This is a genomic window from Glycomyces sp. NPDC047010 (assembly GCF_040644205.1).
Classification (GTDB): domain Bacteria; phylum Actinomycetota; class Actinomycetes; order Mycobacteriales; family Micromonosporaceae; genus Glycomyces.
Genome location: NZ_JBEYVY010000003.1, coordinates 365,530 through 380,205 on the forward strand (window position 1 = coordinate 365,530; position 14,676 = coordinate 380,205).

Below are 14,676 nucleotides of genomic sequence, written 5' to 3' on the forward strand. Positions count from 1 at the left end.
CCTATGTGGTCAATCACTGAGCCTGGCACTCCAGTGGACGCGTTCGGCCCCTTCGGGTTCCTGGTCGCTCCACTGCGGGGTCTGCGTCAGATACAGCAGGTAGCCCAGTGCCGGGCCGACGACCACGGCCGCGATGCCGACGGCCACCAGGAGGCCCTGCAAGGTCGCCCGCGCGCCCGCCGCTTCAGTGATCTGGACCTGGTCGACCAGGACCCACGGGTACTGCCCGATCCCCCAGCCCGCCATCACGGCCGCCACCGCGACCACCGCGGTCAGCCGCGCCGGGCCGAAGCGCCTGCGCCACAGCAGGACCAATGTCGCCGCACCCCCGACCGCCGAGAGGGCGATGACGGGGGCGGCGCGTCCGACCAGTCCCTCCCACAGCGTCGGCGCGTCGTGCTCGATCGGGATGAGCCCCGCGAAGACGACCAGGCCCGTGGCCGCGCCGACCGCGATGGACCGGCGCCGCATCCGCTCGGCGAGCGCCGTCCGGCCCCGCCGGGCCGCGTCCGCGGTCAGGAACGCCCCGGCCAGGAACGCGCACGTGCCCACCGAGATCGCGCCCGTCAGCAGCGGCGTCGGCGCGATCCACGACGACCACGCGTCCCCGTACCCGCCCTCGGGGACTCGCCCCGAGGCGAGCGACCCGGCCACGGTGCCGAGGAAGAACGGCGCCAGCACCGACGAGGTCGCGAACACGACCCCGAACAGCCGCGCCTGCGCGAGCGTCTCGCTGTACTTGCGGAACGCGAAGCTCGCGCCCCGCAGCACGATCCCGACGAGCGCCAGCAGCAGCGGCACGTACAGAGTGGTCATCGCCGCGGCGAACGACTCCGGGAACCCGGTCCACCACATCACCAGCACGTAGATGAGCCACACGTGGTTGGCCTCCCACACCGGCCCGATGCTCTGGTCGATGAGCGTGCGCACCTCCGCGCCCCGGCGGCTCCCGCCCGAGACCAGGTCGTGGAAGCCCGACCCGAAGTCGGCCCCGCCGAGCACGGCGTAGAACAGGACCCCGGCGAACAGCGCCGCGGCGACGGCGAACTCAAGGGTCATCATCGCGCGTCCTCCTTCTCATCGCCGCAGTCGCGGATCTCCTCGGGCCCTTCCGCTTTCGCGAGCGGCGACTGCGGCCCGTACGGGCTCGGCAGGTCCCCCGCGCCCTTGCGCCAGCGCCGGGCCATCGACCGCAGGACCACGATCGCACCGATCGTCATCCCGCCGTAGAGGACGACCGAGCCGCCGTAGATCCCCCACAGCTCCCCCGCGTGGTCCCCGGCCGCCTCGGTGGTCCGCATGACGCCGTAGACGATCCACGGCTGCCGCCCGACCTCCGTGGCGATCCACCCGGCCTCCATCGCGAGCACCGCGAGGACCCCGGTCATCGCCATGAACCGCAGGAACCACTTGTTGTCGAGCAGGTCCCGCTTGCGCCATCTGAGGAACCAGTAGAGGGCGACCGCGGCCATGAGCAACAGGCCGAGGCCGATCATGGCCTGGAACGCGAGGTGCGTGATGTTGACGGGCGGCTCGTCCTCGTCGGCGATCTGGTCGAAGCCCGGGACGGGGTCGAGCGAGCCCATCGAGATGATCGACCCGAGGTAGGGGATCTCGATGGCGCCCTTGACTTCCCCGTCGATGACGACGCCGCCGAGGCGCAGCGGCGAGGCGCCGTCGTCGGTCTCCAGGGCGAGCTCGAACGCGGCGAGCTTCGAGGGCTGCCGCTCGTCCAGGCCCTCGCCGAGGAAGTGGCCCACGAACGGCTGCGCGAGCGCGGCGACCGTGGCGAACGCGAACGGCACCATGAACCCGAGCCGGTGGTGGCGGTCGCGGCGGCCCTTGAGCATCCCCGCGGCGTAGACGGCGGCGATGGAGAACCCGGCGACCATGTAGGCGGCGACCCACATGTGCGCGAACTGCATGAAGGCGTGCTGGTTGAACAGCACGGCCCACGGTTCGATGTTGGTGACCTCGCCGTCGATAATGTCGAAGCCGACGGGGACGTTCATCCAGGCGTTCACGGCGAGCACGCAGTAGGTGCCGATGACGCCGGTGATCGCCATGGGCACCACCATGAGCAGGTGGAGCTTCTGCGGCATGCGGCCCCAGCCGTAGAGGTAGATGCCGAGGAAGATCGCTTCGAGGAAGAACGCGAGGCCCTCGAACGCGAACGGGAGGCCGAGCACGTCCCCGTAGGTGCCCATGAGGCCGGGCCAGAGCATGCCCATCTCGAAGCTGAGGACGGTCCCGGAGACCGCGCCGATCGCGAAGAGCACGGCCGAGGCCTTGCCCCAGCGCTTCGCGAGGCCGAGGGCGACCGGGTCCTTCTTGCGGATGCCGCGCAGATGCATCACGAAGATGATCGCGGGGAAGGCGACGCCGAAGCACGCGAGGATGATGTGCCATCCGAGCGACAGCGCCATCTGCTGCCGGGCGGGCATGAGGCCCGCGGGATCGGCCGCCGCTTCGGCGGCCTGGGCGAGGAGCTGGGTTGCGTCCATGCCTTGAACATAGGTGCCCGAACGTCCGGATCCACGTTCTTGTGAAAGCTTTCACAAGGCCCGGCGAATGTGTTCCGAACGTGTTCAAAAACGCTGGGGCCTGGGGAAATGCCGCAGACGCTGCGACGCAAGCCGTGCGGCTAGCGGCCGGGAGGCGGCGCGCTCAATTTCGGGATTCCGGGGACGGACGGCGCGGGACGAAGGCTCGATCCGGGGCCGGGCGCCGCCCGGCCCCGGCGATGCTACCCCTGGAGTTCGGCCGCGACGGCGATCAGTTCCGCGAGCTCGTCCACGTCCGGGTCGTCGGACTCCGCGGCGAGGGCCTCGGCGTCGGCGAGGAGGTCCGCGCAGGAGAACTCGGAGCCGCCGCGGAGGGCCTCCGCGAAGGCCGCCGCGAGGACCGCGGTGGTCAGGCCCGCATCCGAGCCGTCGGCGCCCGACCCGGTGTCGACCGACGCCTCCGCGGTGCCGGTCTCGCCGGTCTCGGGATCGGTCCAGCGCACCGCGACCGTCGCGTACTCGCCGGACTCGCCGGTCGGGGTGAGGGCGTACAGCGCGGTGACGCTGTGGCCGGGGCCGACCTCGCCGGCGTCGACCGAGTCGTCCTCGAACTCGTCGTCCTCGATGGCGCGGTTCTCGAACCCGATGAGCCGGTAGTCCGCGACCGTGTCGGGGTCGAACGTCACCTGGATCTTCGCGTCCTCGGCCGTGACGCCGAGCGTCGAGGTGAGCCGCTCGGAGAACACCTCCTCGGCCTCGCTCTCCGACGCGAAGTACACGGCCCAGCCGTCCCCGTTGTCCGCCAGTTGCTCAAGGAGCTCCTGGTTGTAGGAGTCGCCCACGCCCACGGTGAGGAGCGTGATCCCGTCGGCGATCTCGCCGCCGATCTCCTCCAGCATCGCGTCGTGCTCGGTGAGCCCCACGTTGGCCTCGCCGTCGGACAGCAGGATCACCCGGTTGTCGCGGTCGGCGTCGAACGACTCGGCGGCCAGCTCGTAGCCGTCCTCAAGGCCCGCCTGCATGTTGGTGGAGCCGCGCGCCTCCAGGTCGTCGATGGCGTCGTGGAGCTCCTCCCCGTCGCCGACGCCGGTCATCTCCAGGAGCACGTCGGAGTCGGTCTCGTAGGTGACGATCGCGACCGCGTCGTCCGGCCGCAGCTCGTCGACGAGCATGTGGAGCGAGTCGCGCACGATGGCGATGCGGTCGCCCTCCATCGAGCCGGACACGTCGATCACGAAGGTCAGGTTGACGTCCGCGCGCTCGGCGTGGGGCACGGTCCTGGTCTGGAGGCCGACGCGCAGCACCTGCGAGGCGTCCCCCGAGTCGTACCACTCGGGGAGCTCCTGGTGGTCGACCTGGACGGAGAAGCCGTTCCCGGCGGGCTCCTCGTAGCCGTAGTCGAAGGAGTTCGCAAACTCCTCGGGCCGGATCTGGTCGTCGGGCGGCAGCTCGCCGTCCAGAAGGGACCTTCTCGCGTAGTCGTAGGAGGCGGTGTCGACGTCGACGGCGAACGTGGACTCGGGATCGTCGTCCGGGTCCACGGCCTCGTTCAGGCCGTAGGACTCCGCCCCGTCGGGGTCGGCGTAGCCGGGGGATGCCTCGCCGGCCATGTCGCTGACGGCGGAGTCGCCGCCCGGTTCGGAGCACGCGGCGAGGGAGGCGGCGAGGAGCACCGCGGGTATCGCGGCCTTCAGCAGGCGTCTCATGGAGGATCCCTTCTCACTTGGGGGTAGCGGGGACTACCTCCATGAGACCGCCTGTTTCGCACTGCGGTTCCCGTTGCGCCCGAACCGTGACGGTCCGGAGAGCAAACAGGACCGTCCTGTCGCCGAACCGAGATCGAGTAACGGAATGATCACCTACAGGAGCGGTACTTCTTCGGCAGTTTGAAGCCGTAGTCCTTCATCACGTCGCGCAGCACGTCCGGGTAGTCGGTGATGATGCCGTCCACACCGTCGTCGATGAGCTTGCGCATGGTCGCCTCGTCGTCCACGGTCCACGGGACCACTTTGATCCCGAAGTCGTGCGCGTGGTCCACCATCGCCTCGGTCACGTACGGCACGTAGTTCGCGTCGCCGACCTTCCCGTTCTGCGGGGAGCCGTGCACGGGCGAGAACGCGTCCGCGCCGAACGAGTCGACCGCGGCGATCGGGTCGCCCCCGAAGTCGTCGATGTCGATGCCGCCCAGCCACGGCGAGGCCCCGGGCTTGCCGGTCTGGAGGAAGTCGATGTTCGTCAGCGCCACGAGCGGCAGCTCCGGCGCGGTCTCGCCCATGAGCATGAGCGCGCCCCAGTCGAAGCTCTGGATCGTCACCTGCCGCCCGATCCGAGCCTCCCGGATGTCGGCCACGACAGTCTCCACGAATGCTTCCCGCGGCGCGGTCTCCTGCGGCGCACCGGCTTCGACCTTCGTCTCAATGTTCAGCTTCACGCCGTTCGCGCGGTACTCGCGCACCAGGTCGAAGACCTCGGACAGGAGCGGCATCGGCTCGCCCGGGTGCAGCTCCTGCCCGGGGAAGGCCGCCTGGGCGAGGGACCCGCAGTCGAGAGTGCGGACCTGTTCGAGGGTCAGGTTGACGATGTACTTCCCGACGTACGGGTACTCGGGGTCCCCCGCGAACGCCGGGGCCGTGTCGAGGCACTTCGCGCCGGTGACGCGGCGGTCGTGGGTGACGACGGCGTGGCCGTCCTCGGTGATCTGCACGTCGAGTTCGAGCGTGCTGACCCCCAGTTCGAGCGCGTTCGCGAACGCGGGCAGCGTGTTCTCGACGACGAGCCCGATGCCGCCGCGGTGGGCCTGGAGGTCGAAGTCGCGCTTCGGGTGCGCGTCGGCGGGCGAGGGGAGGGCGATGAACAGCGCAGAGGCGGCCACGACCGCCACCGCGCCTGCGGTGAGAAAACGTCTCATCGCCTCAGCCTGGGACACCGGCCTGACCCGCGGATGAACACCGCCCGGACCCCCGGTGACGTTTCTCAGCGGCGGGCGATCGGCTCCTGGGGGTGGAGGCGGGCGGCGTCGGCCGCGGCGAGGCCCGCCAGGTGGCCCTCGTAGTTGGTGATGCGGGTGGAGCGGCCGGTCTTCAGGCGCGGGAACAGCTCGTCGGTGCGGGCGTCGACGCGGTCGTCGCGCTGGCGCATCACCGGGACGAGGTCCGTGCCGGTCTCCTCGGCGACCTCGCGGGCGGTGTCGTCGGCGGATTCGCGGAGCCGCTCGCCGATGCGCATCGCGAAGGACGCGAGGAACGACTGCCGGAACGACCGCGTCTGGGACTTGCCGCGCCGGGCCGACACCGAGCCGACCCGGGACATCGCCGCGGTCGCCTGCACCAGCAGCGAGTGGTACAGCAGCTCGACCGAGCGCAGGTCCGTGCGGTCGCCGATGACCGTCATGAAGCCGCCCTCGGCCCAGTACACCGAGCGGCAGTGGTTGGCGTCGGCGATCTGGGCGAGCAGCTCTGCCTTCGGCTGCTCGTACGGCCGCTCGACCACGATGCGCAGCGCCTCGGGCTCGCGCTTCTCCTGCCCCGACTCGGCCAGGAGCGCCTCGTTGATGCTGTGGCGGGCGATGAGCTGCTGGGCCTTCGCGGTGAACGCCTCGGCCTCGGCGTCCGAGTCCGTGGACTCGGCCTTCGCCAGGAGCGCGCGGATCTTCTCGTACTCCTTGGAGGACTCGGCCACGCCGAGCTTGTGCGCGATCAAGGGCGTCCCCGGGAGCGGCTCGACGCGCGGGATCTTCGGGAGGCCGCCGACGCAGTCGAGCGCTTCGAGCACCTCCGACCACGCGACGATCCGGTCCCAGCGGCCCAGGCCCGCAACGGCTTCGGCGACGTTCGCGTACGGCGAGGCCGCGTCGAGCTCGTCGCGGTGGGCGATCCAGCGGTCGCTGAGCTGCGCCTCGGTGTACCGGGCGAGCTGGCCGCGCATCATCACGGCCCCGGCACGCGCCGCTTCGGGGCTGAGGGACTTCTTCAGCGCGCTCGTCACCTCGCGGGGCATCCAGCCCCACTCCCAGGCGCGCAGCACCGCGTCGTCCCCGAGCTCGCCGAAGACGCGCGCGAGCGCGCCGGGCCAGCGCGGATCGTCCGACGCCCCTTCGAGTCCGGAGGCCGCGTCGACCCAGTCGAGGCGCGCGCTCATGGCCCGCTGGAGGACGCCGAGCACGGCGTACCGGGCGCGGCCCTCGATCGGCAGGGCGTTCAGCTCCTCGGGGTTCACTGTGCCCCCGGTCCGGCGGTGCGCACCCGCCTGGTGAGGTCCACGCGGGCCGCCCAGTCCCCCGGGTCGTCCGAGTAGGACACTTCGACGAGGGTGAGGCCGTGGGGGCCGACGACGTGGACGTCGTTGGCGCGCTCGCCGATCGTGAGGATCGAGGCGAGCCAGGCTTCGTCGCGGCGGCCGTCGCCGACGGCGAGGGACGCGCCCACGAGGCTGCGGACCATGGAGTGGCAGAACGCGTCCGCGCGAACGGTGGCGACGGCGGTGCCGTCCTCGTCGCGGGCCCAGTCGTACTGGAGGAGTTCGCGGATGGTCGTGGCGCCTTCGCGCTGCTTGCAGAAGCCCACGAAGTCGTGCTCGCCCAGGAGGGCCTGGGACGCGGCGTGCATGCGCCCGACGTCGAGCGGCCGCGGCCACGCGAGCGTGTCGAGGCGGCGCAGCGGGGTCACGCCGAAGACCGCGTCGGCGACCCGGTACCGGTAGCGGCGCCAGCGGGCCGCGAAGCGCGCGTTGAATGTCGGGTCCACGGCTTCAGCGGACACGACGCGCACGTCGGGCGGGAGGATGCCGCGCAGGCGCCACAGGAGCCGCTCGCGCAGCTCCTCCCATTTCGCGGTCGGCACGTCCACGTGGACGACCTGCCCGGTGGCGTGGACGCCCGCGTCGGTGCGCCCGGCGACGGTGAAGTCGGCGATGTCGCGGAACAGCAGTTCGAGGCCGCGGATGACCTCCGAGGCGACGGTGCGCAGGCCCGGTTGCAGGGCCCAGCCGGAGAACTCGGCCCCGTCGTAGGCGACGCCCAGACGCAGGCGCGTCGTGTCCTCCATGCCGGAATCCCTTCCCGTGGACTGCTGTGCCGTACTTGCCCTGAAAACAGAACCGCGCGCAGAGCGTGTGCCCTGCGCGCGGTTCGAAGCCGTACTAGTCGACGAGCTCGATGATCGCCATCGGCGCGTTGTCACCCTTGCGGTTCCCGGCCTTGATGATCCGGGTGTAGCCGCCCTCGCGGGCGGCGAAGCGCGGGGCGACCTGCTCGAACAGGTCGTGCGTGGCGTCCTTGTTGCGGAGCTTGGCCAGCGCCAGGCGGCGGTGGTGCAGCGTGCCCTTCTTGCCGTGCGTGATCAGCTTTTCAGCGTAGGGACGCAGGCGGCGGGCCTTGGTCAGCGTCGTGGTGATGCTGCCGTGCTCGAACAGGGAGGCCGCGAGGCCCGAGAGCATGAGCTTCTCGTGCGCCGGGGAACCGCCCAGACGCGGGCCCTTAGTGGGCTTAGGCATTTCTTACTCCTCTTGGTTTGACACGGCCGGCCGTCTTACGGAACCGACCGCCGTATTCACGCGGCTCTTAGAGCTGCTCGGTCTCGCGGAGGTCTTCGCCGTCGTCCTCGTACTCGTCGGACTCGGCGACCGGCGACCCGCCGTAGGCCACAGCGGCCTCGCTCGGGTCGAAGGTCCCGGGGGAGTCCTTCAGGCTCAGGCCCATGCCGGCGAGCTTCATCTTGACCTCGTCGATCGACTTCTGCCCGAAGTTGCGGATGTCGAGCAGGTCCGCCTCGGTGCGGTTGATGAGTTCGCCGACGGTGTTGACGCCCTCGCGCTTGAGGCAGTTGTAGGACCGGACGGTCATGTCGAGGTCCTCGATCGGCAGGGCCAGATCGGCGGCCAGCTGCTGGTCGGCCGGGCTGGGCCCGACGTCGATGCCCTCGGCCTCGGTGTCGAGCTCGCGGTACAGGCCGAACAGCTCCACCAGGGTGGAGCCGGCCGACGCCAGCGCGGTGCGCGGCGTCGTGGACGCCTTGGTCTCGACGTCGACGGTGAGCTTGTCGAAGTCGGTGCGCTGCTCGACGCGGGTCGCGTCCACCGAGTAGGCGACCTTCAGCACGGGCGAGTAGATCGAGTCGACCGGGATGCGGCCGATCTCGTTCGTGTCGGCCTTGTTCGCCGGGGCCGAGACGTAGCCTCGGCCGCGCTCCACCACGAACTCCATGTCGAGGCGGCCCTTCGAGTTGAGGGTCGCCAGCTTGAGCTCGGGGTTGTGGACCTGCACGCCCGCGGGGGGCTGGATGTCGCCGGCGAGGACGTCGCCGGGGCCTTCCTTGCGCAGGTACATGGTGGCCGGCTCGTCGCTCTCCGAGGAGACGCAGATCTGCTTGACGTTCAGCACCAGTTCCACGACGTCTTCCTTCACGCCGGGGATGGTGGAGAACTCGTGCAGGACGCCGTCGATCTTGATCGACGTGACCGCCGCGCCCGGGATGGACGACAGCAGCGTGCGCCGCAGTGAGTTGCCGAGCGTGTAGCCGAAGCCGGGCTCCAGGGGTTCGATGGTGAACTTGGAGCGGGTCGGGCTGATCTGCTGCTCGGTGAGCGTGGGCCGCTGAGTGATAAGCACTGTGCGATGTTTCCTTTGTTCGGGGCGCCCGCTATTTGACGCCTAGACACTTGGATTGAAGAGCTCCGTTGAAGCGCGTCGCGTTAGACGCGGCGGCGCTTCGGCGGGCGGCAGCCGTTGTGCGGCTGGGGGGTGACGTCGTTGATCGAGCCGACCTCAAGGCCGACGGCCTGGAGGGAGCGGATCGCGGTCTCGCGGCCCGAACCCGGGCCCTTGACGTAGACGTCGACCTTGCGCATGCCGTTGTCCATCGCACGGCGGGCGGCGGCCTCGGCGGCCATCTGCGCGGCGTACGGGGTCGACTTGCGCGAGCCCTTGAAGCCCACCTGGCCGGAGGAGGCCCAGGCGATCACGGCACCGGTCGGGTCGGTGATCGACACGATGGTGTTGTTGAAGGTGCTCTTGATGTGCGCGTGCCCGTGGGGCACGTTCTTCTTCTTGGCGCGCGGGTTCTTGGAACCGCCGCGAGTCTTCGGTGGCATCAGATGGTCTCCTAACGTGCCTTCTTCTTGCCCGCGACGGTCTTCTTCGGACCCTTGCGAGTACGGGCGTTGGTCTTGGTCCGCTGACCGTGGACCGGAAGGCCGTAGCGGTGACGGAGACCCTGGTAGCAGTTGATCTCGATCTTGCGACGGATGTCGGCCTGCACCTCGCGGCGCAGGTCGCCCTCGACCTGGAAGTGCTCTTCGATGTAGTTGCGGAGCAACACGAGCTCTTCGTCGGTGAGGTCCTTGACGCGCTTGTCGCGGTCGAGTTCGGTCGCGGCGATCGTCTCAAGCGAGCGCGTGCGGCCGATGCCGTAAATGTAGGTGAGTGCGATCTCCAGGCGCTTGTCGCGCGGGAGGTCCACTCCAACCAGGCGTGCCACTGAGGCGTACTCCTAGTGTTGTCGGAGGTCTGACCACTGCCTTCTCGCCGGGGTTTCGTTCGTCCCCTGCCCTGACGGGCGATGCGAGCCACGGCCTCCGAGCCGTGGGTTGTGCTTGCGCACTGGCGGCGGTTTCCCCTTCTGGGGCCTTCCTGCTGGCGTGTGTGCTGCTTAGCCCTGACGCTGCTTGTGACGCGGGTCGGTCGAGCAGATAACCATCACTCGTCCGTGCCTGCGGATCACGCGGCAGTTCTTGCAGATCACTTTGACGCTCGGCTTGACTTTCACGAGTCCTACTTCATGTAGTCGTCAGGTCAGCGGTAACGGTAGACAATCCGCCCGCGCGACAGGTCGTACGGCGAGAGCTCCACCACGACCCGGTCCTCGGGGAGGATCCGGATGTAGTTCTGGCGCATCTTGCCGCTGATGTGAGCGAGTACTTTGTGGCCGTTGGTGAGTTCCACCCGGAACATGGCGTTCGGGAGGGACTCGACGACCTTGCCTTCAATCTCGATGGCACCGTCTTTTTTCGGCATGTCCTCCGCTACCGTGACAACTCGGTCTGAAAACCCCGCACGTGGAACTGGTGTGCGGAGCTACTGGCACGCCCATCCGAGGCTGAGAGCTTCGGGCGGGCGAAAGAACGGTGCGGCAGTCCCCGAAGAGACAGGGCGCCGGGTGCGATCGACGTGCGACCGCGGGGCGACCCGACAAGGGACGCACTGCACCACTGAGCGAGTCTACTCGCGCCCGGGAGCCGCCTACCAGGGGGTTGACCGTGACGGACGGCACTCGAACGACGTCCGAACGCCGCCGGGCCGACGCATGGCCGGCCTCGGCGGCGTTCAGTCGCTCAGGCTTTACTTCGAGTAGTACTCGACGACGAGCTGCTCGTCGCAGATCACGGGGATCTGCTTGCGCTCGGGCACCGACAGGAAGCGGGCGATCAGGCCTTCGAGGTGGGACTCGATGTAGGCCGGGGTCTGCTCGCCGGCCCACGCGCCGGCGGCGGCGAGCTGGAACGGCGTGGTCTCGCGGGACTTCTTGCGGACCTGGATGAAGTCGCCCGCCTTCAGGCGGTAGGAGGCGATGTCGACCTTGCGGCCGTTCACGGTGAAGTGGCCGTGGTTGACGAACTGGCGCGCCTGGTAGATCGTGCGCGCGAACCCGGCGCGGAGCACGAAGGCGTCCAGGCGGGATTCGAGCAGGCTCACCAGGTTCTCACCGGTCTTGCCGGAGCGGCGCACGGCCTCGGCGTACGCGTTCCGCAGCTGGCGCTCGGAGATGTTGTACTGCGCGCGAAGACGCTGCTTCTCGACCAGCTGGTTCTTGTAGTCCGATTCCTTCTTGCGGCCGCGGCCGTGCTGCCCCGGAGGGTAGGGACGGCGCTCCATGTACTTGGCGGCCTTCGGCGTCAGAGCGATGCCGAGGGATCGGGAAAGCTTGACTTTCGCCTTAGCTTGCAATGATCTCTCCAGTAATTCATGCGTTGCCTCGAAGGATATGACGAGGCGGAATGCATCCCTGACGTGCAGAAACGCGTGAGTGTAGCGCGCTCAGGAGTGCACCCGGGGCTGTCTTTCGAAGCACAGTCGGGGCCTGGCGCGCACACGGTGATGCGGTCGCTTCGCACCACCGAGGCGGTACAGAGCTCGGGTCCAGGTTACGCGGCGTCCTTCGTGTCGCCCACCCGGGCCGCCGCGAGAGTGACCAGGCGCTCCACGAGGTCGCCGTAGGAGACGCCCGCGGCGGCGAACGCCTGCGGGACGCCGCTCATCGGCGTGAGGCCCGGCATGGTGTTGACCTCGTTGAGGTAGACCGTGCCGTCGGGCGCCAGGAAGCAGTCGACGCGGGCGAGGTCGCGGCAGTCGAGGAGCCGGAAGACCTTGCGGGCCAGCTCCTGCGCGCGCTCGGCGACGCCCTCGGGGTAGTCCGGGTGCAGGTTGAACGGCTCGGGGTTGTCGAGGTACTTGGCGTCGAAGTCGAACCAGCCCTCCTCGCCCATCGCGAGGACTTCGAGCGGGAACGTGACGTCCAGGTCCCCGTCGAGCGTTTCGAGCACGCCCATCTCGATCTCGCGCACGTCGAGGAACGCCGCCTCGAAGACGACCTTCTCGTCGACCTCGCGGGCCTTGGCGACCGCGTCGGCAAGGTCCGCGGCGGCCTTGACCCGGCTGATGCCGAGGCTGGAGCCGGCGCGGGCGGGCTTGACGAAGATCGGCAGGCCGAGCTTCTCGACGACGGCGTCCGCGTCGAGTTCCTCGCCGGGCTTGAGGACCGCGAACGCGCCCTGCGGGACGCCTTCGGCCGCCAGGAGCCGCTTGGAGAACTCCTTGTCCATGGACAGGGAGCTCGACAGGACGCCGGAGCCGACGTACGGCAGGTCGGCCATCTCGAAGAGGCCCTGGATGGTGCCGTCCTCGCCGTAGGGGCCGTGGAGGACCGGGAAGGCGACGTCGGCGATCGGCCGCGAGCCGGGGCCGAGGTCCACGGCGACGGACTTGCCGGCCTCGGCGGTGACCTCGGGGAGGGCGTCGGCGGCGTCGATCGCGAAGAGGGAGTCGGCGGGCAGTTCGACCCATTCGCCGGTGCGGGTGATGCCGATGGAGGTCACGTCGAAGCCGCGTTCGCGCAGCGCCTTCGCGACCCCGGAGCCGGAGGCGCACGAGACTGGTTGCTCCACGCTGCGCCCGCCGAAGAAGACGGCGACGGTCGGTTTAGTCATTGTCGGACCTCAAACTGTCGATTTCTGGTTTGGTCTCGCGCCCCATGAGTTCGGCGACCGCGGCTCTGGGGTCGAGCCCCTCATGGCAGACCCGTTCGACGGCGTCGCAGATGGGCATCTCGACGCCGACCTTCCGGGCGAGGTCGGTGATCGAGCGGCAGCTCTTCACGCCCTCGGCGGTCTGCTTGGTGACGCGCGCGGCCTCCTCCAGGGTTGCTCCGAGGCCGAGCTGCTCGCCGAAGGTGTGGTTGCGCGACAGCGGCGAGGAGCAGGTGGCGACGAGGTCCCCGAGGCCCGCGAGCCCGGCGAACGTGGCCGGGTCGGCGCCGAGGCGCACGCCCAGGCGGGTGGTCTCGGTGAGGCCGCGGGTGATGATCGTGGCCTTCGTGTTGTCGCCCATGCCCATCCCGGCGGCCATGCCGTAGGCGAGCGCGATGACGTTCTTGACGGCGCCGCCGAGTTCGCAGCCGACGACGTCGGTGTTCGTGTACGGCCGGAAGTAGCCGGTGGTGACGGCCTTCTGGATGTCCACGGCGCGGCCGTGGTCGATGCAGGCGACGACCGAGGCGGTCGGCTGCTGCTCGGCGATCTCGCGGGCCAGGTTCGGGCCCGACAGGACCGCGATGCGCGACTCGGCGGCGCCGGTGACTTCGGCGATGACCTCGGTCATGCGCTCGGTCGTGCCGAGTTCGATGCCCTTCATGAGGCTCAGGAGCGTCGACTGCGGTTCGAGCAGGCCCGACCAGGCGGCGAGGTTGCCGCGGAGGGTCTGGCTCGGCACGGACAGGACCACGAGGTCGGCGCCCGCGAGCGCCTCGGCGGGGTCGCTGGTGGCCGAGACGAGCCGCGGCAGTTCGATGTCCGGGAAGTAGTCGGGGTTGCGGTGGCCGGTGTTCACCGCCGCCGCCACGGACTCCCGCCTCGCCCAGATGGTGACCGGCGTCCCGGCGTCGGCGAGGATCTTGGCGAAGACGGTCCCCCACGAACCGGCTCCCATCACGGCTGCTTTCACTCAGAAGACTCGCTTTCCTCGGGACGGTGCTGCCGGGGGTCGAACAAGGGGGGTGCTTCCTGGCCGCGGACCTCGGCGAGGCCGGCGCGGAGGGCCTCCATGATGCGGTCGGTGACCGCGGCGAGGTCCTCGCGGGTCGGCTCCTCGCCGAGCCAGGGGGAGAGGTCGACGGGCGGGAAGGCCCGGACGGTGACGGCCTTGCGGCCGAGTTTGAACTTCGGGTCGCGGTTGCGGTCGTGGATGCCGAGGGCGCCCCACTGGACGACCGGGATCACGGGCGCGCCGGATTCGAGCGCGAGGCGGGCGACGCCGGTCTTGCCGCGCATGGGCCAGCGGTCGGGCTCCTTCGTCACGGTCCCTTCGGGGGCCATGATCACGACGTTGCCCTTGGCGAGCTGGTCCTTGAGGACCCGGAGGGAGTCGGCGGCCTCGGCGCTGCCGCGCTTGACCGGGATCTGCCCGGCGCGCTTGAGGAGCGGGCCGATCACGGGCACGTTGGTGATCGAGTCCTTGAGGAGGAACCGCGGGTGGCGCCCGGCGTTGTACACGTAGTGGACGACCAGGAGCGGGTCGATGTCGGAGTAGTGGTTCCAGACGAGGATCGCGGGCCCGGTGAGCGGGATGTTCTCCATCCCGGACCAGGTGCGGCGGGTCAGCCCGAGCATGCCGCCCTTGACGATGTTGGCGTACGCCTGGACGTCCGGGGTGATGCGGTCGCCGCCGCGGCGGCGGAAGGTGTACTGCGCCTCAGGGCTAGGCTCGTTCACCTGCTGGCTCGCTTTCTCGGTGGGCACGGGCCGCATGGGCTCGGCCTGTGCCGTTGTGTACGGGATCGTCAGTGCATTGCACTCTAACGTCCTCACCGGGGCGCACGGGCGACGGGAAGCGGAGCGTGGGGTTTGACTCCCTGCACCGGGGGTACGGCTCACGCGGCGTGAACCCGCAGGTACGCGCCGCGGTGGA

At 69.7% G+C, this 14,676-nt stretch carries 15 protein-coding genes and 1 pseudogene; all 16 read right to left on the reverse strand.

What is annotated here, in order from left to right; all coding sequences use genetic code 11:
* Positions 1 to 9 precede the first annotated feature (9 nt).
* Positions 10 to 1,059 carry a cytochrome d ubiquinol oxidase subunit II gene (locus tag AB0A65_RS08125; RefSeq protein WP_359948708.1) on the reverse strand — a complete coding sequence of 350 codons (1,050 nt, stop codon included), beginning with the start codon at positions 1,057 to 1,059 and terminating at the stop codon, positions 10 to 12.
* On the reverse strand, positions 1,059 to 2,504 hold the full coding sequence (locus AB0A65_RS08130; RefSeq protein ID WP_359948149.1) for a cytochrome ubiquinol oxidase subunit I: 1,446 nt from the start codon (positions 2,502 to 2,504) through the stop codon (positions 1,059 to 1,061). Before AB0A65_RS08130 ends, AB0A65_RS08125 begins: the two co-directional genes overlap by 1 nt.
* 242 nt (positions 2,505 to 2,746) lie before the next feature.
* Positions 2,747 to 4,210 (reverse strand): von Willebrand factor type A domain-containing protein, encoded by a 1,464-nt coding sequence (locus AB0A65_RS08135; protein ID WP_359948152.1) that lies wholly within the window; start codon positions 4,208 to 4,210, stop codon positions 2,747 to 2,749.
* Positions 4,211 to 4,359: 149 nt separating this feature from the next.
* Positions 4,360 to 5,412 (reverse strand): glycerophosphodiester phosphodiesterase family protein, encoded by a 1,053-nt coding sequence (locus tag AB0A65_RS08140; protein WP_359948155.1) that lies wholly within the window; start codon positions 5,410 to 5,412, stop codon positions 4,360 to 4,362.
* Positions 5,413 to 5,477: 65 nt separating this feature from the next.
* On the reverse strand, positions 5,478 to 6,719 hold the full coding sequence (locus AB0A65_RS08145; protein ID WP_359948158.1) for a DUF2786 domain-containing protein: 1,242 nt from the start codon (positions 6,717 to 6,719) through the stop codon (positions 5,478 to 5,480).
* Complete coding sequence (gene truA / locus AB0A65_RS08150) at positions 6,716 to 7,546, reverse strand: tRNA pseudouridine(38-40) synthase TruA (RefSeq protein WP_359948711.1); 831 nt, start codon at positions 7,544 to 7,546, stop codon at positions 6,716 to 6,718. The genes AB0A65_RS08145 and truA overlap by 4 nt, the downstream gene beginning before the upstream one ends.
* A gap of 54 nt (positions 7,547 to 7,600) precedes the next feature.
* A pseudogene (rplQ, locus tag AB0A65_RS08155) lies at positions 7,601 to 7,994 on the reverse strand (50S ribosomal protein L17); the annotation flags it as partial.
* Positions 7,995 to 8,061: 67 nt separating this feature from the next.
* A complete protein-coding gene (locus AB0A65_RS08160) occupies positions 8,062 to 9,108 on the reverse strand; it encodes a DNA-directed RNA polymerase subunit alpha (RefSeq protein WP_359948161.1) in 1,047 nt (348 codons plus the stop codon).
* Between the two features lie 83 nt (positions 9,109 to 9,191).
* Positions 9,192 to 9,590 (reverse strand): 30S ribosomal protein S11, encoded by a 399-nt coding sequence (gene rpsK, locus AB0A65_RS08165; RefSeq protein ID WP_136529806.1) that lies wholly within the window; start codon positions 9,588 to 9,590, stop codon positions 9,192 to 9,194.
* 11 nt (positions 9,591 to 9,601) lie between these two features.
* Positions 9,602 to 9,976, reverse strand: a complete 375-nt coding sequence (rpsM, locus tag AB0A65_RS08170) for a 30S ribosomal protein S13 (protein WP_359948165.1) — start codon at positions 9,974 to 9,976, stop codon at positions 9,602 to 9,604.
* A 171-nt stretch (positions 9,977 to 10,147) separates the two neighbouring features.
* Positions 10,148 to 10,264 carry a 50S ribosomal protein L36 gene (gene rpmJ, locus AB0A65_RS08175; RefSeq protein WP_359948168.1) on the reverse strand — a complete coding sequence of 39 codons (117 nt, stop codon included), beginning with the start codon at positions 10,262 to 10,264 and terminating at the stop codon, positions 10,148 to 10,150.
* A 26-nt stretch (positions 10,265 to 10,290) separates the two neighbouring features.
* Entirely contained in the window at positions 10,291 to 10,512 is a 222-nt protein-coding gene (infA, locus tag AB0A65_RS08180; protein WP_026929479.1) for a translation initiation factor IF-1, read from the reverse strand.
* Positions 10,513 to 10,836: 324 nt separating this feature from the next.
* Entirely contained in the window at positions 10,837 to 11,442 is a 606-nt protein-coding gene (gene rpsD / locus AB0A65_RS08185; protein WP_359948172.1) for a 30S ribosomal protein S4, read from the reverse strand.
* A 197-nt stretch (positions 11,443 to 11,639) separates the two neighbouring features.
* Positions 11,640 to 12,701 (reverse strand): D-alanine--D-alanine ligase family protein, encoded by a 1,062-nt coding sequence (locus AB0A65_RS08190; RefSeq protein ID WP_359948175.1) that lies wholly within the window; start codon positions 12,699 to 12,701, stop codon positions 11,640 to 11,642.
* Positions 12,694 to 13,698 (reverse strand): NAD(P)H-dependent glycerol-3-phosphate dehydrogenase, encoded by a 1,005-nt coding sequence (locus tag AB0A65_RS08195; protein ID WP_359948178.1) that lies wholly within the window; start codon positions 13,696 to 13,698, stop codon positions 12,694 to 12,696. The genes AB0A65_RS08190 and AB0A65_RS08195 overlap by 8 nt, the downstream gene beginning before the upstream one ends.
* Positions 13,699 to 13,709: 11 nt before the next feature.
* Positions 13,710 to 14,507, reverse strand: coding sequence for a lysophospholipid acyltransferase family protein (locus AB0A65_RS08200; protein WP_359948181.1), 798 nt, complete (start codon positions 14,505 to 14,507; stop codon positions 13,710 to 13,712).
* Positions 14,508 to 14,676: the final 169 nt, after the last annotated feature.

Coding starts and splice junctions, on each gene's coding strand:
- rpsK (WP_136529806.1), bottom strand. CDS start 9,590: ATGCCACCGAAGACTCGCGGCGGTTCCAAGAACCCGCGCGCCAAGAAG.
- truA (WP_359948711.1), bottom strand. CDS start 7,546: ATGGAGGACACGACGCGCCTGCGTCTGGGCGTCGCCTACGACGGGGCC.
- AB0A65_RS08135 (WP_359948152.1), bottom strand. CDS start 4,210: ATGAGACGCCTGCTGAAGGCCGCGATACCCGCGGTGCTCCTCGCCGCC.
- AB0A65_RS08130 (WP_359948149.1), bottom strand. CDS start 2,504: ATGGACGCAACCCAGCTCCTCGCCCAGGCCGCCGAAGCGGCGGCCGAT.
- infA (WP_026929479.1), bottom strand. CDS start 10,512: ATGCCGAAAAAAGACGGTGCCATCGAGATTGAAGGCAAGGTCGTCGAG.
- AB0A65_RS08195 (WP_359948178.1), bottom strand. CDS start 13,698: ATGGGAGCCGGTTCGTGGGGGACCGTCTTCGCCAAGATCCTCGCCGAC.
- AB0A65_RS08125 (WP_359948708.1), bottom strand. CDS start 1,059: ATGACCCTTGAGTTCGCCGTCGCCGCGGCGCTGTTCGCCGGGGTCCTG.
- AB0A65_RS08140 (WP_359948155.1), bottom strand. CDS start 5,412: ATGAGACGTTTTCTCACCGCAGGCGCGGTGGCGGTCGTGGCCGCCTCT.
- AB0A65_RS08190 (WP_359948175.1), bottom strand. CDS start 12,701: ATGACTAAACCGACCGTCGCCGTCTTCTTCGGCGGGCGCAGCGTGGAG.